This is a genomic window from Mycolicibacterium obuense (assembly GCF_055397605.1).
This window is the reverse complement of the sequence record NZ_AP043663.1, coordinates 4,136,578-4,154,057: the sequence shown is the minus strand read 5'-3', so window position 1 is coordinate 4,154,057 and position 17,480 is coordinate 4,136,578. Positions and strand designations below refer to the sequence as shown.

The 17,480-nt window shown below is 65.5% G+C and carries 18 protein-coding genes; 8 read left to right on the top strand and 10 right to left on the bottom strand.

Annotated elements, in window-relative coordinates:
- Positions 1-10: 10 nt before the first annotated feature.
- The 4 genes from ACZ50N_RS19805 to ACZ50N_RS19790 are packed head-to-tail and all read right to left on the bottom strand — an operon-like array spanning position 11 to position 4,273.
- The gene (locus ACZ50N_RS19805; RefSeq protein ID WP_464473595.1) at positions 11-1,102 is read right to left on the bottom strand and encodes a glycerate kinase; all 1,092 of its coding nucleotides are present in this window, start codon (positions 1,100-1,102) and stop codon (positions 11-13) included.
- Positions 1,099-1,932: a sugar phosphate isomerase/epimerase family protein gene (locus ACZ50N_RS19800; RefSeq protein WP_464473594.1), complete on the bottom strand. Its 834-nt coding sequence runs from the start codon at positions 1,930-1,932 to the stop codon at positions 1,099-1,101. Before ACZ50N_RS19800 ends, ACZ50N_RS19805 begins: the two co-directional genes overlap by 4 nt.
- The gene (locus tag ACZ50N_RS19795) at positions 1,929-3,122 is read right to left on the bottom strand and encodes a dihydrodipicolinate synthase family protein (RefSeq protein WP_464473593.1); all 1,194 of its coding nucleotides are present in this window, start codon (positions 3,120-3,122) and stop codon (positions 1,929-1,931) included. Before ACZ50N_RS19795 ends, ACZ50N_RS19800 begins: the two co-directional genes overlap by 4 nt.
- On the bottom strand, positions 3,119-4,273 hold the full coding sequence (locus ACZ50N_RS19790) for a Gfo/Idh/MocA family protein (protein WP_464473592.1): 1,155 nt from the start codon (positions 4,271-4,273) through the stop codon (positions 3,119-3,121). Before ACZ50N_RS19790 ends, ACZ50N_RS19795 begins: the two co-directional genes overlap by 4 nt.
- Positions 4,274-4,434: 161 nt before the next feature.
- Here ACZ50N_RS19790 and ACZ50N_RS19785 point away from each other — a divergent pair, with 161 nt between their 5' ends.
- The 4 genes from ACZ50N_RS19785 (at position 4,435) to ACZ50N_RS19770 (ending at position 8,332) form a co-directional block, all read left to right on the top strand.
- A complete protein-coding gene (locus ACZ50N_RS19785) occupies positions 4,435-5,460 on the top strand; it encodes a LacI family DNA-binding transcriptional regulator (RefSeq protein WP_046361667.1) in 1,026 nt (341 codons plus the stop codon).
- A gap of 218 nt (positions 5,461-5,678) precedes the next feature.
- On the top strand, positions 5,679-6,458 hold the full coding sequence (locus ACZ50N_RS19780) for an ABC transporter permease (RefSeq protein WP_236728390.1): 780 nt from the start codon (positions 5,679-5,681) through the stop codon (positions 6,456-6,458).
- Positions 6,459-6,479: 21 nt separating this feature from the next.
- Entirely contained in the window at positions 6,480-7,514 is a 1,035-nt protein-coding gene (locus ACZ50N_RS19775) for an ABC transporter substrate-binding protein (RefSeq protein WP_046361625.1), read from the top strand.
- 8 nt (positions 7,515-7,522) lie between these two features.
- The gene (locus ACZ50N_RS19770) at positions 7,523-8,332 is read left to right on the top strand and encodes an ABC transporter ATP-binding protein (protein ID WP_464470194.1); all 810 of its coding nucleotides are present in this window, start codon (positions 7,523-7,525) and stop codon (positions 8,330-8,332) included.
- 16 nt (positions 8,333-8,348) lie between these two features.
- Here the strand turns inward: ACZ50N_RS19770 and ACZ50N_RS19765 are convergent, their stop codons facing one another.
- Positions 8,349-9,224 carry an SDR family NAD(P)-dependent oxidoreductase gene (locus ACZ50N_RS19765; protein WP_464470195.1) on the bottom strand — a complete coding sequence of 292 codons (876 nt, stop codon included), beginning with the start codon at positions 9,222-9,224 and terminating at the stop codon, positions 8,349-8,351.
- A 25-nt stretch (positions 9,225-9,249) separates the two neighbouring features.
- Positions 9,250-10,053 (bottom strand): SDR family NAD(P)-dependent oxidoreductase, encoded by an 804-nt coding sequence (locus ACZ50N_RS19760; protein ID WP_464473591.1) that lies wholly within the window; start codon positions 10,051-10,053, stop codon positions 9,250-9,252.
- Between the two features lie 68 nt (positions 10,054-10,121).
- Here ACZ50N_RS19760 and ACZ50N_RS19755 point away from each other — a divergent pair, with 68 nt between their 5' ends.
- Positions 10,122-10,700 (top strand): TetR/AcrR family transcriptional regulator, encoded by a 579-nt coding sequence (locus tag ACZ50N_RS19755; RefSeq protein WP_464473590.1) that lies wholly within the window; start codon positions 10,122-10,124, stop codon positions 10,698-10,700.
- Positions 10,701-10,892: 192 nt separating this feature from the next.
- On the opposite strand, the gene ACZ50N_RS19750 is transcribed toward ACZ50N_RS19755, so the two are convergent.
- Complete coding sequence (locus ACZ50N_RS19750) at positions 10,893-12,035, bottom strand: FAD-dependent monooxygenase (RefSeq protein ID WP_464470198.1); 1,143 nt, start codon at positions 12,033-12,035, stop codon at positions 10,893-10,895.
- Between ACZ50N_RS19750 and ACZ50N_RS19745 the strand changes: the two genes are divergently transcribed.
- On the top strand, positions 12,036-12,386 hold the full coding sequence (locus ACZ50N_RS19745; RefSeq protein ID WP_464470199.1) for a hypothetical protein: 351 nt from the start codon (positions 12,036-12,038) through the stop codon (positions 12,384-12,386). It abuts the gene before it with no gap.
- Positions 12,387-13,104: 718 nt separating this feature from the next.
- Here ACZ50N_RS19745 and ACZ50N_RS19740 read toward each other — a convergent pair.
- The gene (locus ACZ50N_RS19740) at positions 13,105-13,671 is read right to left on the bottom strand and encodes a redoxin domain-containing protein (protein WP_464470200.1); all 567 of its coding nucleotides are present in this window, start codon (positions 13,669-13,671) and stop codon (positions 13,105-13,107) included.
- Positions 13,672-14,090: 419 nt separating this feature from the next.
- Between ACZ50N_RS19740 and ACZ50N_RS19735 the strand changes: the two genes are divergently transcribed.
- Complete coding sequence (locus ACZ50N_RS19735; RefSeq protein ID WP_464470201.1) at positions 14,091-14,495, top strand: limonene-1,2-epoxide hydrolase family protein; 405 nt, start codon at positions 14,091-14,093, stop codon at positions 14,493-14,495.
- A 295-nt stretch (positions 14,496-14,790) separates the two neighbouring features.
- Positions 14,791-15,312 carry a DUF417 family protein gene (locus ACZ50N_RS19730; protein WP_464473589.1) on the top strand — a complete coding sequence of 174 codons (522 nt, stop codon included), beginning with the start codon at positions 14,791-14,793 and terminating at the stop codon, positions 15,310-15,312.
- Positions 15,313-15,565: 253 nt separating this feature from the next.
- Here the strand turns inward: ACZ50N_RS19730 and ACZ50N_RS19725 are convergent, their stop codons facing one another.
- Complete coding sequence (locus ACZ50N_RS19725; RefSeq protein WP_464470203.1) at positions 15,566-16,231, bottom strand: TetR/AcrR family transcriptional regulator; 666 nt, start codon at positions 16,229-16,231, stop codon at positions 15,566-15,568.
- Positions 16,232-16,510: 279 nt separating this feature from the next.
- Entirely contained in the window at positions 16,511-17,125 is a 615-nt protein-coding gene (locus ACZ50N_RS19720) for an RNA polymerase sigma factor (RefSeq protein ID WP_464470204.1), read from the bottom strand.
- Positions 17,126-17,480: the final 355 nt, after the last annotated feature.

Genomic DNA, 17,480 nt, shown 5'->3' with positions numbered 1-17,480 from the left:
CCGCAGTCCGTCAGTACTCGCGGCGGGCGGACGCCGCGCCCGCCTCGCGCAGCCACCGCAGCGGTTCTGCCAGTGCGGCGTCGACTGTGCCCGCGAGATCAACGAGCGACACCGCATGGCCGGGGGCGTCCACGCCGACCTGTCCGGCGATCACCATCGCGGGGGTCCCTGCCGATTCGCACTCCTCAAGCACCCGGCCGACGAGCTTGCCGTTGAGCGACGTGTCATCGAATCGCCCCTCCCCGGTCAACACCAGGTCAGCACCCGGTATGCGATCGCGCAGACCGGACCTGCGCATCACATGGTCGGCGCCTGAGGTGAACCGAGCGCCCCAGCACAGCAATGCATAGCCGACCCCGCCGGCCGCCCCGGTCCCCGGCGTACTCGGGTCCGCCGTGAACCCCGCCGCGGCAAGCACATCCGACCAATGCCGCAGACGATCGTCGAGGTATCGGCGCACCGCGGGCCCGGCGCCCTTCTGCGGCCCGAAGACGTGAGCCGCTCCGTGAGGACCGAACAGGGGGGCAGTGGTGTCGACGAGCGCGACGACCCCGCCCACAGGAGGTGGCCGCAGCCCGGTTGCATCGACGGTGGCGACGGCATCGAGAGCGCCGGCGGTGGCGTCGTCCAACAGCCGGCCGCGTGAATCAAAAGCCCGCAGGCCGAGTGCACACAGCAAGCCGAAGCCGCCGTCGGTGCTGGCTGATCCACCGAGGGCGATCTGAACGTCGTGAACGCCGGAGTCGAGCGCGCGCTCGAGCATCTCACCGGTTCCGCGACTGGTCGCCGTCACAGGCGACAGGGCAGGCATCAGCGTGATGCCCGAGGACTCGGCGAGTTCCACCACCGCAGAGCCGTTTTCGTTGCATATCCAGCGTGCATACAAGGATCTGCGGTCGGGGCCGGTGACCCGCACCCGGTGGCTGCGCCACGACCCTGCGGCGGCGATGGCGTCGAGCGTCCCCTCGCCACCGTCGGCCTGCGGTAGTTCGATGACGGTGTCGTGCGGGCGCGCCGATCGCCAGCCTGCCGCGACGGCGCGGGCGGCATCTGACGCCGACGCCGAGCCCTTGAACGAGTCCGGCGCGACGAGCACTCTCACGCCGACAGACCGGGCAGCACCAACTCGCGATATCGCTGCTTCATCGTCTCGACGACGCCGCGCGGATCGGCGGACCACACGTCGGCGTTGAAGATCTCGACTTCCACGTCACCGTGGTAACCCGCGGCGGACACCATGGCGGTCACCGACGCGAAATCGATGACCCCGTCGCCCATCATGCCGCGCGACATCAGCGGATCGGCAGCCATGGGAACCAGCCAGTCGCAGATCTGGTAACTGCTGATGCGGCCCTGCCTTCCGGCTTCGGCGATCTGCTGCGGCAACTCCGGGTCCCACCACACATGGAACGTGTCCACGACGACGCCGACGACATCTGCCGGATGCGGTTCTGCGAGGGCGAGCGCCTGGGACAACGTGGAGATCACCGCGCGGTCGGCGCAGTACATGGGGTGAAGAGGTTCCAGTGCCAGCCGGACCCCGCACGCGGCGGCGTGAGGCGCCAGCGCGCCGATTCGGTCGGCCACACGTGCGCGTGCCCCAGGGAGGTCTCGGTGGGGGATGCCACCGACGACCATGACGAGTTCGGGGGCCCCGAGTGCGGCGGCCTCCTCGATGGCGCGCCGGTTGTCGTCGAGTGCGTCGTCGTCGAACCCGGTGAGAAAACCGCCGCGGCAGAGGCTGGACACACGAATACCGTTGTCGGCCACTATCTTGGCCGATTCAGCTACGCCGGCCTCGGCAACGCGGTCGCGCCACAGTCCGACCGCAGGCAGCCCCGCGGCCGCAGCTCCCTCGACCGCTTCACGCAGAGTCCACGAATTCGTGGTCTTGGTGTTCAGCGAGAGGCGGGCGAACTCCGTGCCGGTCACTGGGAGATCCCGTTCAGTTCGAGGAACACGCGCATCCGGTGGGCCGCGCGGTCGGGATCGGCCAGCAGGCCGGCTCGGTCGGCGAGCACGAAGATCCTCGTCAGGTGCGGCAGCGACCGCCCGGTGGCCAGCCCGCCGACGAGAGCGAATCCCGGTTGGTGGCCGTTGAGCCAGGCGAGGAAGGCGATGCCGGTCTTGTAGTAGTACGTGGGGGTCTCGAAGATGTGCCGGCCGAGTTCCTGCGTCGAGTCCAGGATCTCGCGAGCACGCACCGGATCACCGGCGTCGATCTCTTGCAGGGCCGTCGACGCGGCGGGGTAGATCGCGGCGAAGATGCCGAGCAGGGCGTCGGAGTGTCCGTGCTCGTCTCCCATGATCAACTCGGGGTAGTTGAAGTCATCGCCCGTGTACAGCCGGACTCCCGCGGGGAGTGCCCGACGCAGCGCGACCTCGTGCTCGGCGTCCAGCAGGGACACCTTGACGCCGTCGACCCTATCCGCATTCTCCTCGATGAGGCGCACGAATGTCTCAGTGGCCGAGGCGATGTCGGAGCTTCCCCAGTAGCCGCGCAGGGCCGGGTCGAACATCTCACCCAGCCAGTGCAGGATCACCGGGCGCTCCACCTCCGACAGCAGCGCCCGATACACCGAGAGGTAGTCATCTGCAGAAGTGGCCACGGCTGCGAGCGCGCGTGACGCCATCACGACCACCTGCGCGCCCGCCTCGCGGATAGTGGCAATCTGCTCACGGTAGGCGTCGGCAACCGCGGTCAGACCCGCCGCCCCCGAGGGGATGTCGGCGAGCTCGAGTTGATCGGTGCCCGCGCCGCAGGCCAGCCGACCGCCGACGGAGGCAGCCTCCGCTGCGCTGCGGCGGATCAGCTCTGCGGTGGCGGGCCAGCTCATTCCCATGCCGCGCTGTGCGGTGTCCATCGCGTCAGCGATGCCGAGGCCGTAGGACCACAGCTCGTGTCGGTAGGCCAGCGTCGCGTCCCAGTCGAGATCGGCAGGCGCGCCGGGGGTGTTGTCGGCAGTCACCTTCGGCACGACGTGCGCTGCGGCATAGGCGATCCGCGACATGATCGGCTGATCGGGGCGTCGCCACGCACCAGGCGTGGACAGCTGATAGGGACGCACCGCGCCGTCGAGAGGAAGCGCGATGCGTGCGGTGGTGTCCGCAGTGACGGTCATAGCACGATCTCCGGAACCTCGAGGCGCACGCCCCGTGCGGAACTGTCGAGGCCGAGCTGCGCGAGCTGGACACCGCGTGCGGCTGACAGCAGTCCGAAGCGGTGCGACCGCTCGGCGAGCACGTCACGCAGGTACTCCTCCCACTGCAGCTTGAAACCGTTGTCGAGTTCGGCGTTGGCCGGCACGTCGAGCCACTGGTCGCGGAACTTCTCGGTGGCCGGGAGGTCCGGATTCCATACGGGTTTCGGTGTGTGTGCTCGCTGCTGTGCGACGCAATTCCGCAGTCCCGCAACAGCGGAACCGTGCGTGCCGTCGATCTGGAACTCGACGAGTTCGTCGCGGTGCACGCGTACCGCCCACGACGAGTTGATCTGGGCGATGACGCCCCCGGCGATCTCGAAGATGCCGTACGCGGCGTCGTCGGCGGTGGCGGCGTACTCCTTGCCCGCCTCGTCCCAGCGCGTCGGGATGTGGGTGACGGTCTTCGCCGTGACCGCCTCGACCTTGCCCAGCAGGCCCTCCATCACGTAGTTCCAGTGGCAGAACATGTCGACGGTGATCCCGCCGCCGTCTTTGGCGCGGTAGTTCCAGCTGGGCCGCTGCGCGGCTTGACCATCGCCTTCGAACACCCAGTAACCGAACTCGCCGCGCATCGAGAGGATGCGGCCGAAGAAGCCCTCGTCGACCAGCCGACGCAGCTTGACCAGACCGGGGAGGTAGAGCTTGTCGTGCACGACGCCGGCCACGATGCCGGCGTTCTCGGCCATCCGGGCGAGTTCGACGGCTTCGACCAACGTTTCGGCCGTGGGCTTCTCGGTGTAGACGTGCTTGCCCGCCTTGATCGCGGCGGTCAGCGCCTCCACCCTGCGGGACGTCACCTGGGCGTCGAAGTAGACGTCCACGGTCGGATCCGCGATGACGGCGGCGGTGTCGGTGGTCCAGTGCTCGACCCCGTGCTGTGCGGCGAGGTCGGCGAGACGGTCGGCGTTACGGCCGACGAGGATCGGCTCGACGGCGACGCGCGTACCGTCCTCGAGCACCAGTCCTGAGTCGCGCAACGGCAGGATCGAGCGCACCAGGTGCTGGCGGTAGCCCATGCGGCCGGTGACGCCGTTCATGGCGATGCGCAGGGTCTTGCGGGGAGTGGTCATGGGAACGTGCTCCATCGTGGGGCGCGGCGTCGACGACGCTGCGCAAGAGGGCGGTGGATTGCACTTCGGAATGCGCTTTCCACGGTAAGCTGACAGCCGCGCATCGGTCAACCCATGTGCGAGAACTCGCCTTTGACGTGGCGATTGAGGAAGGCGAGTGGATGGCGGTCACCCTGCAGGACGTGGCGACCCGTGCGGGCGTGTCGCAGGCGACGGCATCCCGGGTGCTCAACGGGTCCGCGCGCGTCCCCGGGGAGGGCGTCGCCGATCGCGTCCGGGCGGCGGCCAGGGAACTGGGTTACGTGCCGAACGCGCAGGCCCAGGCGCTGGCGAGATCATCGACCGGACTCCTCGGCCTGGTCGTGCACGACATCGCCGACCCGTACTTCTCCTCGATCGCGCGCGGCGTGCAGAACGCATCGCGCGCGGCCGGCAAGCAGGTGCTGCTTGCCAGCACCGATCGGGACTACGACGTCGAACGCGATGCGGTCAGCACATTCATCTCGCACCGCGCCGACGCGATCCTGCTGGCCGGTTCCCGCCAGAGCGGACACCTCGATCGCGACATCGAAACCGAGTTCGGGCGCTATCGGGACAACGGCGGTCGCATCGTCGTCATCGGTCAGCCGCTGGCCTTCGGCGGTGCTGTCGAACCTGAAAACGCCTTTGCCTCAGCGCAACTCGCCGACCAACTGGTCGAGCTCGGGCACACCCAGTTCGCCGTGATCGGCGGGCCGGGCAGCATCCGCACCGCGGTGGACCGCCGCAATGGGTTCGTCGACGCACTGGGCAGGCGGGGCATCACACCGCTGGTCGAGGTCTCGGGCGACTTCACCCGCGACGGCGGGCACTCGGCTGCCCGGCGGCTGGCCGCTGCGCTGCAGCTCAGCCCCGCTACGGGGGCCCCGCCGGTCTGCGTCTTCGCCGTCACCGACGTCATGGCCATCGGCGCCATCGCGGCGTGGCGCGAGCTGGGCCTGGAGGTCCCGCGCGACGTCTGCATCGCCGGCTTCGACGACATCCCCACACTGCGCGACCATTGGCCGAGTCTCTCCACGGTGGCGCTTCCCCTGGAACGGATAGGGGAGCGCGCGGTCGAGCTCGCGCTCTGTACCGATCCGGGCGCTGACGACCTACGCGAACGCGTTCCCGGGAAGGTCGTGCTTCGGACCAGCACCCAGCTCTGACCTGCGCTGACGCCGCCGACGTGCGCCGCATCGTTGACAGTGTGTGCTGCATCACGTTAGGGTCGGAACTGCTTCGGAAAGCGCATTCCCAACGGGTGTTCATCCACCCGGACCTTCGAATCAAGGATTCATCCATGGCCGTAACCGCACCCGCGGAATCGCGCCGGGCCCCGCGCCCCGCCGCTCGACAGAAACGCCCGCGGAGATCGTTGTCGCCGATGAGCACGCTGTCGAGCATCTGGCGCCCGTCGGCTCTGCTGCTCGCCCTCCTCGTCGCGTGGTGGGCCGTCACCGAGGCCGACCTCGTCGCGCCCTACATCCTGCCCTCACCCGCAGATACCTGGCAGACCGCCGTGGACAACGCCGCGTACCTCGCCCAGAACACCTGGGTGACCACCTGGGAGACGGTGGTCGGCTTCGCGATCGCCACGGTGGTGGGCGTTTTCGTCGCAGTCGTGATGGTCTACTCGTCGAACATCGAGAAGACCGTCTATCCGTTGATCCTGTTCGCTCAGGTGATCCCGAAGATCGCGATCGCACCCTTGTTCATCGTCTGGCTGGGTTTCGGCACGTCTCCCAAAATTCTGGTCGCCGTCCTCATGGCGTTCTTTCCCATCGTCATCTCCGGGCTGGCCGGCCTGCGGTCGGTCGATCCCGAGATCCTCGAGCTGACATCGACCATGGGCGCGAGCAAGCTCAAGACCTTCGCCAAGATACGGTTTCCTGCCGCGCTGCCCCAGTTGATGTCAGGACTCAAAGTCGCCGCCACCCTCGCCGTCACCGGTGCGGTGGTCGGCGAGTTCGTCGGCTCCAATGAGGGACTCGGATACGTCATCCTGCAAGCCAACGGAAACGTCGACACCGCGATGCTGTTCGCCGCACTCGTGATCATGTCCGCACTGGGCATCGCACTCTTCGCCATCATCGAGATCGCCGAGAAGCTGCTGATCCCGTGGCACTCGTCGCGCCGCATCAGCTCATCCACCACTCAAGCCTGACCCGAAACCCCAGGAGAGACCATGTCGCTCAACCGACGGGCCGTCGCCATCGCCGCTGCGGCCACCGCCACCCTGCTGACGCTGACCGCGTGCGGCGGAAGCGGATCCGAAAACACAACCGCCGCTGATGGTTCGACCCAACCGGCGACCCTGATGCTCAACTGGTATCCCTACGGCGAGCACGCGCCGTTCTACTACGGTGTCGAGAAGGGCATTTTCGCCGAGCACGGAATCAACCTGAAGATCGATGCCGGACAAGGGTCGACGAAGACCGTGCAGGCCGTCGGTTCCCAACAGGTCGACTTCGGCTGGGCGGACACGCCTGCCGTCCTGAGCAACATTGACAAGGGCGTCAAGGTGAAGAGTGCGGGCGTCTTCCTGCAGACGACTCCGTCGGCGGTGCAGGTGTTCGCGGACTCGGGAATCAACACCCCGAAGGATCTCGTGGGCAAGACCATTGCGGTGTCCGCCGGAGACGCGCCGACGACGACCTTCCCGATCTACCTCGAGAAGGTCGGAGTCCCTGCGGATCAGGTGAAGCAGCAGAGCCTCGATGCCGCGGGCAAGATGTCCGCCCTCATGTCGGGTCGCGTCGACGGTTTGATCGGCTTCGCCCACGACCAGGGCCCGACGATCGCGAACAAGAGCGGGCGCGAGATGCGCTACCTCCGGTACAGCGATGCCGGCTTGAACTTCTACAGCAACGGCCTCATCGCCAACACCGAAACACTCTCCGACAACACAGAACTCGCGCAACAGATGGTCGAAGCCACCAGTGAGGCGTTTGCAGCCGCGGTCGCCGATCCCGAGGGTGCCGTGGACGCCATGGCGGGTAAGGACCCGCAGATGCCGCCGCGTGAGGTGCTGCTGGAGCAGTGGCGTCAGACCATCCCGCTGCTGAGCACCCCCGCGACCGCGGGCAAGGCACCGGGCGTCAACTCCGAAGCCGACTGGAAGTCCACGATCGCCACGCTGAACGAGGCGGGCCTGCTCGAGACGGCCAAGGAGCCCAGCGAGTACTGGGAATCCTCCATCAGCCCGCGCGGCAACGAGTAGGAGATCAGATGACCACCGCAACCATCGATCCGTCGACCGAAGTGACCCCCGCCGGCATCACCGTCGATGGCCTCACCGTGACGTTCTCATCCAAGCGCGGAACCACCACCGCGCTGCAGGACATCGATCTGCAGGTCGCCGACGGCGAGTTCGTCACCATCGCCGGCCCCTCGGGATGTGGAAAGTCGACGCTGCTCAGGGTGATCGCCGGGCTGACCGGCTCCACCAGCGGGGAAGTCCGGCTGCGCGGCAAGGCCGTGCGCGGGCCGCAGCGGGAGATCGGCTACGTGTTCCAGCGAGCCGCCCTGCTCGAATGGCGCAGCGTGCGAAAGAACATCCTCCTTCAGGCTGAGATGCGCGGTATGTCCCGGCAAGCCGCTGCGCGCCGGTGCGACCACCTCTTGGAGATGACTGGGCTGGAGGGCTTCGCCAACGCGATGCCGTACGAACTCTCGGGCGGTATGCAGCAACGGGTTTCACTGTGCCGGGCGTTGCTGCACGAACCTGACGTGCTGCTGATGGACGAGCCGTTCGGTGCACTCGACGCGTTGACTCGGGAGAAGATGAACGTCGAGCTGCACCGCATCTGGCGAGAGACTCAGACGACCGTCGTCCTGGTGACCCACTCCGTGGCCGAGGCGGTGTACCTGGCCAACCGCGTCGTGGTGATGAGCCCCCGTCCCGGCCGGATCGTCGAGACGCTCGACGTCGACCTGCCGGCGGACCGCGACTACTCCGATACCATGGAGCGGCCGGAGTTCATCCGCGTCGCCAACCGGGTCCGGGATCTCCTGGGGAGTTCAACCGCCGCGGACTGACCGGCGCATGTGCTCGTCAGCGTCGACTGCGCAGCGGGTCCAATTGATCGTCGGTGGCGTCGTCGGCGGCTGTGGAGAGGCTCAGCTCCTCCCACTTCTCGTCCGTGGCAAGCAGATCACGTCCGGCGGCCGTCGCGTAGCGGTAAGCGTCCGGCCCGACCAGGAGTCGGGCCGGCGGCTTCGGCATCCCGACGACGTCGAGCAACAGCGCGGCCACCTTGGCGGGGTCACTCGCCCCGATCGTGGCGGTGTTGCTCATCGCCGCGGCAGCCCCGACTGTGGGCTGATATTCCTCGCGGATCGGGTCCACGCGCATAGAGGATCCTGCCCAGTCCGTGCGCATGCCGCCGGGCTCCAGCACTGTCACTGTGATACCCAGTGGCGCCACTTCCTGGGCGAGGACGCTGGAGAAGCCGGTGACCGCCCACTTGGCCGACTGATAGGCGGCCAGGCCCGGTCGCGTCAGTCGGCCACCCACCGAGGAGATCTGGACGATGTGGCCGCCGCGTTGGGTGCGCATGACGGGCAGCGCGGCCTGGGTCAGCCGCACCACCCCGAGAAAATTGGTGTCGATCTGGGTCCGGAAGTCCTCGAAGTCGACATCCTCGATGGCCCCGATGTTGGCGTACCCAGCGTTGTTCACCAGCACATCGAGCCGTCCAAACTGGTTGACGGCGTGCGTGATTGCGGCCCGAACCTGGCCATCGTCGGTGACATCCAGTGGGACGACCGACAGTGTGTCGGGGAACTCGGTGGCGAGGTCGTCGAGCGCCGAGACCGAGCGGACGCCGGCGACCACGCGGTGCCCCGCCGCGAGAGCGGCCTCGGTGATCGCGCGACCGAGTCCGCGAGAGGCGCCCGAAATGAGAAAGACGTGCGATTGATCGGTCATGGGAACTCCTGTGGGTGATGGGTGATCAGGAAACGGATCGGATGGTGCCGCCGTCGACGCGGAGGTCGGCACCGCTGATGTAACCGGCATGCGTGCTGGCCAGAAACGTGACGGCAGCAGCGATTTCCTCGACGCGGCCGAACCTGCCGATGTCGTTGAGGAACCACTGCGAAGACGCCGCCTTCTCGATGTCGGGCCAGTCGGTGCCCCAGCCGTTGTCCGCTGCCAATCGACGGGTCATGTCGCGGACCGGCTCGGTCAGAATCGCGCCGGGGGCAACGATGTTGGCGGTGACTCCTGTACCTGCCAGTTCTCGAGCCAGAGCCACCGTGAGGTTGTGGCGGGCCGCGAGCGTGGCGTTGTAATGCGGCTGAAGCGCGACCGGCTGGATCGCCAGGCCACCTCCGATCGTGACGATGCGACCCCATCCGCGACGTCGCATGCCGGGGACCAGATGACGAATCATGCGGACGCCCGTCACGACGTTGGCCTGGTAGATGTCTGACCAGTCGTCGTCACTGAGCTGCGACCAGGTCAAGCCGTCGTAGTAGCCGGCATTGTTGACCAGGATGTCGATCTCGCCCGCGGCGTCGACCACTGCGGTCGCGCCGGCACTCGTCGTCAGGTCACCCAGTGCGGCGACCGCCTCGCCGCCGTTCGCGCGGATGGTGTCGACCACCGCGTGCGTCCTGGTCTGGTCGCGTCCATGCACGACGACCGAAGCGCCCTCCGCCGCCAGCATTTCGGCGATAGCGCGACCGATGCCGGCACTCGACCCGGTGATCAATGCGCGTCTGCCTGTCAATCCCATGTCCACGGCGCGCTCCATATCTACAGTCGTATACATACAGGTATACAGACGTAGACTTGTCGTCGTCTATTCCCTAACATGAAGACGTGCCCCCCCGCCCGTCGCGACCGCGCAACGCGGCGGCCACTCGCGAGGCCATTCTGAGTTCTGCGATCAGCAACTTTGCGCGCGCCGGCTATGACGGAGTGGGGGTTCGCGAGATCGCGGGCGATGCCGGTGTCACCGCCATGCTGGTGAACAGGTATTTCGGCTCCAAGGAGCAGCTGTTCGCAGAGGCGGTCGAAGCGTCTTTTGCGGCACCGGCTTTCGTCGCCGAGCAGCCGCGGTTCTCTGCGCGGGAGACCGCAGCAGCACTGGTGGCTCGCTCCGCCCCGGGCGGCGATGAGCTGGCCCCATTCCTGATCATGCTCCGGTCCGCCTCCAACCCGCGCTCCGCGGAGATCGTGGTCGACGCCATCGAGCGGCACGTGGGCAGGCGCTTGGCGAGGCAGCTGTCCGGCCCCGGCAGGCAGTTGCGCAGCGACGTCGTGCTGTCCGTGATCAGCGGAGTGCTCCTGATGCGACGGGTGGTGGGGACACGAGCGCTGAACAGCCGCGACATGGACGGGCTCACGGACATCTTGGAGGCCGTGTTCGAAGCCATCGTGCAGGGTCCTCCAAGCTGACGAACCGTCCGGGTCGCTTCAACTCGGGGAACATCCGTGGCATCGCGTCGGCGGTGCCACGCCAAGGCGGCACCGAAGGATGTCGCGTCTGGGGTTTTCGCACGCCGTAACGACGCGTGACCCGGAGACGCGCACCACCCCTTTGGCATCGAACTGGTCGTGGGCTTACCCGGCGAGTAGCGCTGATGTCGTCTAGGGGGTAGAGCTGCGTTCGTTAGCTCTGACTGCTCGTTCCACCAGCGCCGGTTCGACGAGGAGAGATGGGTGGGCCGCCATGAAGGAGACGGCTGTGTAAACGTCCGCGACCGACTGATCATGCAAAGTTGCCTGCAGCACTTGGTCGAAATTCCACCTCTGCTGGGCGACGTCACTGGCCACTTCGTTGCCATGTAAGGCGTCGAGCCGGGCGGCGTCGGGGCCAGTTGAAAGGGCCCAAGCGGCGTCAGTGACGACGGATTGGAGGTGGAAGAACTGTGTGGCGGCCTGACTCAACCGCGGACCGGAGGACAGGTACATCGATAGGCAGTTTCCGTGTAACGCCGCGGAAGACATTCCCTGACCGTGAATTGGGTTGAAGGAGGCCACAGCGTCTCCGACGCTGACCAGGCGGGCCGGAAAGTGCTGCAGTGCGGTGAAGTCGCGGCGACGGCTATCGGCTTGGCGGTAGGTCCGTATCTCGCGGGTGAGCAGACCCTGGGCTGCGTGGGCGAAGACGGGTGGCAGCTTGGCGCAGGTGGCACGGAACTGTTCTAGCGATGCGGGAGGTCGATCGGGCTCATATGCCGTGAGCATGACCATCCACTGGTCGCGTTCGGCGGCGAGTGCAGCACCGAGCGCCACTGCGTCGGGGGCTCCGGGGCTGGTGAACAGCGCAAGTGTGGTCAAGGGGTGCTCTGCGACATCATCGGACCGTTTGAATAGAGCAGTGGCGTAATTGATGTCGCTACGCAGCCGCTGCTCTATGGGTCGTTGGAAACCCGCGCGTTCGACCCACCCCGCTGCCTTGCTGGAGCGGCCCATGGCGTCGACTACGAACTCGGCAGCCACAACCCGCGGGCCGTCGTGAGTCTCATACCGAACGGCACAGACCTCATCGTTGTCGAACTCGAGCCCGGTCACTCGGGCAGGCAGCGCCGAGACGTTGGGGTATGCCAGGACGCGGCTGCGGATTGCCGCCTCGAGAAACGGTCGAGTGGCCGACAAAATGGGCAGGTCGCGGTTCGGCAGCCGCGGACGACCGTCGAGGTAGACAGCCTGATGCTTCGACTCGACGAGAACGGCACCCTGATCCTGCAAGTCGCCGCTGAAGCCGGGCAGCCACTTTTCGATCTGCATATGCCCACCTGGCAGCAGGACGTGCCCTTGGCGATCTTGGGGGACACCGGTACGCGGAGGTTCGTCAGCGTCGTCGCGTTCGAGAATGAGCACCGTCGTGGCGTGATCGGCAAGCACACGGGCAGCCAACAGTCCAGCGACACTGCCGCCGAGCACACAGGCAGTACCGAACAACCTTGGGGTGTGTGTGGGCACCAGGGTGCGGACGATGCGATCGAATACGACCCGGCCGGGGTGAAAAAGGCGGTTCATCTACGGTGCCATCCGCGCCTTGTCGAGGAGGGCGGTGCGGTCGGCCTAACGGAGCCGCATGCCGGCGCCACCGTCGTTGATACCGAAGGGGATGCCTGATTCGAGAGGTACACAGTCAACGGTGTCTTGCATCCATTGAGCCGTTACACGCAATCGTCGGTGCATCCGGAACGCAACCATGTCACGGACCTTCGAGATATTGGTGTCGGTAGGGCTGTTCGTCGTTCAAGGAATTCTGCGGGTCGGACCCGCATCTTGCAGGCCGAGCTCATGCCGGTGCTGCACGCCTGCGGTGTCGGGTTGGTGGCCGTGATCCCCAGGAAGTCCAACGGTTCGCTGAACTCAACCGCGATGAACGGGCTGACCCTTGCCGTGATCTCCGATGCGGCTGACACAATGGCGAATGGTTTGAGTGGCCAGACGCGACCCTCCACCAAAGCCGTTTATGCAAAACACACTTCGGTTCACGGCGCGAGCGAGCGAAACGCCGACGGCGTCAAGCCAGCCTGCCCATGCCGACAAGTCGGGGCTTTTCGGTAATACGGGCTGCCGATGGTGTGCGCGCCCGGCTCCGCGGAGTCGGAACGCGGCCTGCGCGAGCGCTCGCAGTGTCGGCGTCGCTCCGCGACAGCGGGCGTCAAGGGACATTGGCACGGCGGCAGTCGTCGAGTCCAAAAGTCGCGTTCACCAACGTCTGAGTATGTTTCATGCGGTCAGCCGTCGAGTAGGCGTTGACTCACTCCGTGCGGTAGCGATCGGACCTCGCCACGTTGTTTTGCTACCGTTGGCGGCTCTGTGTGCGAAAAACGTTGGGAAGTCAGGGCAGAACCGACGCTCGCACCGCGGAGACGATTTCCTCGATCGGCGGGATGTCGGCTGCAGTCATCGCTTCATGGACATAGACGACCCTGCCGTCACAACCCACGACGTAAGTGCCGCGGCCTTGCAAGACGTTCGTGCCCATGCCAAGGACTTTGGATCCCGCGTGGCGGGCCGCCAGAAGCCGCCGGGGTGAGAAGGCGAGGTAGCGCAACAGCTTGAAACGTTGTAGATCGACGGCGTCCTCCAACGATCGGTGAGCGTCACTGACGCAAACCGCTGCGGTGTGACGTTCCGTGCAGGCCGCTGCCACCGCGTTGAGGTCCTCGCGGTACACGATCACGGTGACCGCGCCCAAACGTGTGAGCTCTGATGCGGCGCCACTGAGCTGGATCGCGGCCTGCTGGCAAAAGGGGCACCACATTCGGTGAAAGGCAATCACCAAGGGCCCGCTGGACCACAGGTTCGCCAAATCCAGCTCTCCGTCGGTGCTGAGTACTCTCATGGCGGGAAAACGATCTCCTACAGACATACTCATCGTGACAGTGTCCTCGCTTTCAATCATCGTTTCCTGCCGTCGGCATTCCGATAGCCACGTTTGGCGATCCGTCCTGACTCGCATCACATGACCAACTGCCGGCAGCAGGTCATAGAACACTGTGTGTCGGATTCATCGCGTTCCGTTTCATCGAAATCACCGCGACTTCACTGGATATGATGCAGGCACCAAAGAGTCGGGCACCCGCCTGAGATGGAAGACCCCTGAATCTGAGCCCATCTCCGGATGGCACGGTTACTAGCCGCGGGGTCAATTATGTTGCAGGGACTGAATGCAGGTCGCGAGTAGTTCACTTGCGTGTCGGCTTGATGTACTGTCTGGTACAGTAGGCGCAGATGGCTACAGACCAGTCTCGCGTCGTGTGCTGAAGATCGATCCTCCCCGACCATTCTTGAAAAGCCCATCTGGAAGTAGGAATTGAAAATATGCAGACCGTAGACAACGAACCCAGCGAGACGGCCCTCGTCCGGAACTTCTTCGATCTGGTCAACTCCGACAAGTTCGACGAGGCGACCGATCTGCTGAGCGAGGATGTCTTCTACCACAACATCCCTTTGCCGGAAATGGTGGGTCGCGATAATGTCAGGGACTTCCACAAGGGCTTCGGTGTCGGATCCCGGGTGACGATCGATTGGCAGCTGACACGTATCGCGCAGTCTGGAAACGCGGTCCTTACCGAGCGAATCGACATCTTCCGTCACAGAAACGGGGCGGAGATCGTCCTGCCGATAATGGGCAGCATGGTCGTCGAGTCGGGAGCGATCACCCAATGGCGGGACTATTTCGACCGCGGAGACTTCGAGCGCCAGGCAGCATCGTTTCGCCCGTGACCACGATGAGCCTGCGATCGGCAGGTAGGCCAAGCTGGCGATCGCAATGGTGATGCAGCGCCCGCCGACTCGATTCTTCGGATTGCCTCGTATCGAAGGGTGGTCCGAACCGGATGGCAGCATCGACCTGCGGACGCAGTTGGCGGAATTGAGAATTGCGACCACGCCGTCGGCGGAAGGTCGCGGCCGGCATGCTCACCATCGCGTGCCGCGTTCGCGCAGCAGTGTGTAACGCCGCCACGGTGCGAGACCACAAGGTTGGGTGAGATGCACCCCATTCGACGAAGGAGCTCATATGGCCACCCCGTTTGTCCCCGGCCAGCAAAGCACTATTCGCGCCTATCAGGCGATCTCCACCGCAGGTGGGATAATTCTTCGGTTGGGTCTGATCATCCCGCTGGCGTGGATTGGGATTGCGAAGTTCACCAGTGCCGAAGCCGCCGCCATCATGCCACTGGTCAGCCATCAGCCGCTTATGCGTTGGGTTTACGACGTCTTCAGTGTCCAGGCGTTCTCAAATGTGCTCGGCTGCCTCGAACTCTTGGCCGCCTTGCTCATCGCGATCAGGCCGGTCTCGGCACGCCTCTCGGCGATTGGCAGTGGCATTGCGGCACTGTTGTTCGTCTCCACGATCAGCTTTCTCTTCACCACCCCCGACGTCGTCGCGTCCTCATCGCTGCACGTTCCGCTGGTGACCGAAGTCGGAGGCTTTTTGATCAAGGACGTGGCCCTGCTCGGTGCTGCGGTGTGGACACTCGGCGAGGCGCTGATTGCGCAGTCCGCGAAGGATGCCCGAATTGTCGGGGATCGCGGCTAGATCACGGTTGTGTCATCCACGATTGCCGAGCTGGCGAAAGCGCATGCGGCAACTGAGCTTCAAGGCTTCGTTAACGAAAGATGATCTGCGGGAAGCATCTACAGGTGGCCGGCATCGACCCGTCGAGCCGGGCGCCCACAACGACGACGCGCGTGACGCCATCGGGACCGGTTCGAGTACTACGACGACGGCCGGGACGTAGGTGGCTCGGCCGTCATCGAGACTCCGTCCTCGTCACGGGATTGCGCGACTCTCACCTGGCCTTCGCGCGGGTGCTGACTGGTCGCGGACGCGGCGTCCAGCGGCGAAGTTCGGTGAGCGCCGCGGTGAGCGAGTCGTGCAGGGGAGTGACGTCGTCGCGGACACGCGCCATCAGCATTCCACCCTGAAGGGCCGCGATGACCATGGCGGCGAGCCGCTGAGGGTCAGCCTTCCGAGACAGCTCGCCGCGCCTCTTCATCGTCGCCAATCCGCGGGCCAGCGGGGCTTCCCAACGGCGGAAAGCCGCATCCAGGCTGGGTCGGTATGCCTCGTCGTTCTTGAGTTCAGCGGCCATCGTGCCCAGCGGACAGGCGAAGGGGCCCTCCGGGGGAGCATGCAACTCCAAGTACTGCGCGGCCCACGCGTCAATGCCCGCCCAGGAATCGGTGTGACTGAGGGTGGGTTCCTGTTCTTCGAGAACGAGCTGCAGTTGACGATCGATGACAGCATGGACGAGGTCGGACTTGCCGTCGAAGTAGTGATATAGCTGACTCTTGCCCGAGCCCGCCGCGGCCAGGACATCGTCGAGGCTTGTGGCGCGCACGCCACGCTGATACATCAAGGTGGCCGCGGCATCAACTATTGCCGCCCGGGCGCGTCGGCCGCGCTCGGTGGCGGGTAAAGGTCGGGCATTGCCGACGGGCGGGGACCCAGACATCTACAAAGCGTATAAGACACCACGTAAGGGAAGTGCTTCATAGGGCTCGCCGCCACCTGGGCAGGTTCGTCGAACGCAGTGGCGACGTCGAGTCGGGGAAAGGCCGGGAGGCGTCGGTCTGCAGCAAGGAGTTCATCGTGGTTGACCGCCTGATCCGGTAACCGTGTGCGCCGATGTCGTCCGAGCTGCGCACGCCAGATCCTCAATCGAGGGCGGAGGGCCGTCTCTCGGACGGCGCAAAGGCCGACGCGCCGCGATGATTGCTCACGTTGAGCACGGTCATTCTGAGCCCGTCGCGTAGTCCTCCAGAATTCGCCGGATCGCCGCGCGACCCCGATGGAGCAGGACACGCTGATTGGCTGCACTGATGTCGAGCACCTCGCAGACCTCCGTGGAGTCGAAGCCCATGAAGTCGCGCAACATGACCACTTTTCGTTGCCGCGGCGGCAACGTGTCGACCGCCGGCTGAGCGACGGCGCGCAGTTCGCGCCCCAAGATCGAGCCCTCTGGAGAATGGCGAAGGTTCGCCGGGCGCTCCTTCCGCCCCCCGGCGCTGGGAACCCCCGGTCCGCGAATGGTGGCAGTGTCGACGTTGGAACCCGCCGAGAGAAGTAGCACTTCCCTGTCGCGTCGTTCACGGATACGGCGCGCCTTGGCGATATTGCTCATCACCACAAACAACCATGCACGCAGCGAGGATCGACCCTCGAACCCTGCGACGCCCTTCACCAGCGCGATCCAGGTCTCCTGGACGACCTCCTCGGCGACGGCATGGCTGGGGACGTACCCGCGCGCCGCCCGAAGAAGTGCCGGTGTATGAGAGTTGACCAGTTCCGTGAACGCCGCTTGATCTCCGCTTCGCAAAGCCAGGATCAATCCCGACTCGTCGATCATTTGCTCACCACGACTTCGTCGCCTCTGCAAAGCTGACCATCAGCCGATCGCGCAACACCGGTTTCTGGGTGCTCCACGACGAGGGTCCTACCGTCGGCGAAGGATGGACGCGCGCCGTATCTCGGGAGAGGCGGTAAGTGCCCTCGCACGTCGGCATGTGGCGCGTGAAGTGGTCAGCTCCTGAGCGTCGAGCGCGTGCTCGAGATGAGTAAGGGCAACTTTACAATCGCGTTGCCCAACAGTGATTTTAGCGCTCCATGGATCTGTACAGCCGGGTGAAACGCCACCGTGAGTCGCAGGTGTCAGTTCCATGGACAGTTCCTTTCAGCCTCTGAAAGTGCACTGCGGCCGTAGC

Coding starts and splice junctions, on each gene's coding strand:
- ACZ50N_RS19760 (WP_464473591.1), bottom strand. CDS start 10,053: ATGGAGCGCGCCGTGGACATGGGATTGACAGGCAGACGCGCATTGATC.
- ACZ50N_RS19795 (WP_464473593.1), bottom strand. CDS start 3,122: ATGACCGTCACTGCGGACACCACCGCACGCATCGCGCTTCCTCTCGAC.
- ACZ50N_RS19740 (WP_464470200.1), bottom strand. CDS start 13,671: ATGATTGAAAGCGAGGACACTGTCACGATGAGTATGTCTGTAGGAGAT.
- ACZ50N_RS19790 (WP_464473592.1), bottom strand. CDS start 4,273: ATGACCACTCCCCGCAAGACCCTGCGCATCGCCATGAACGGCGTCACC.
- ACZ50N_RS19730 (WP_464473589.1), top strand. CDS start 14,791: ATGGCCACCCCGTTTGTCCCCGGCCAGCAAAGCACTATTCGCGCCTAT.
- ACZ50N_RS19720 (WP_464470204.1), bottom strand. CDS start 17,125: ATGATCGACGAGTCGGGATTGATCCTGGCTTTGCGAAGCGGAGATCAA.
- ACZ50N_RS19775 (WP_046361625.1), top strand. CDS start 6,480: ATGTCGCTCAACCGACGGGCCGTCGCCATCGCCGCTGCGGCCACCGCC.
- ACZ50N_RS19765 (WP_464470195.1), bottom strand. CDS start 9,224: ATGACCGATCAATCGCACGTCTTTCTCATTTCGGGCGCCTCTCGCGGA.
- ACZ50N_RS19785 (WP_046361667.1), top strand. CDS start 4,435: ATGGCGGTCACCCTGCAGGACGTGGCGACCCGTGCGGGCGTGTCGCAG.
- ACZ50N_RS19780 (WP_236728390.1), top strand. CDS start 5,679: ATGAGCACGCTGTCGAGCATCTGGCGCCCGTCGGCTCTGCTGCTCGCC.
- ACZ50N_RS19770 (WP_464470194.1), top strand. CDS start 7,523: ATGACCACCGCAACCATCGATCCGTCGACCGAAGTGACCCCCGCCGGC.
- ACZ50N_RS19745 (WP_464470199.1), top strand. CDS start 12,036: ATGCCCACCTGGCAGCAGGACGTGCCCTTGGCGATCTTGGGGGACACC.
- ACZ50N_RS19750 (WP_464470198.1), bottom strand. CDS start 12,035: ATGCAGATCGAAAAGTGGCTGCCCGGCTTCAGCGGCGACTTGCAGGAT.
- ACZ50N_RS19725 (WP_464470203.1), bottom strand. CDS start 16,231: ATGTCTGGGTCCCCGCCCGTCGGCAATGCCCGACCTTTACCCGCCACC.
- ACZ50N_RS19735 (WP_464470201.1), top strand. CDS start 14,091: ATGCAGACCGTAGACAACGAACCCAGCGAGACGGCCCTCGTCCGGAAC.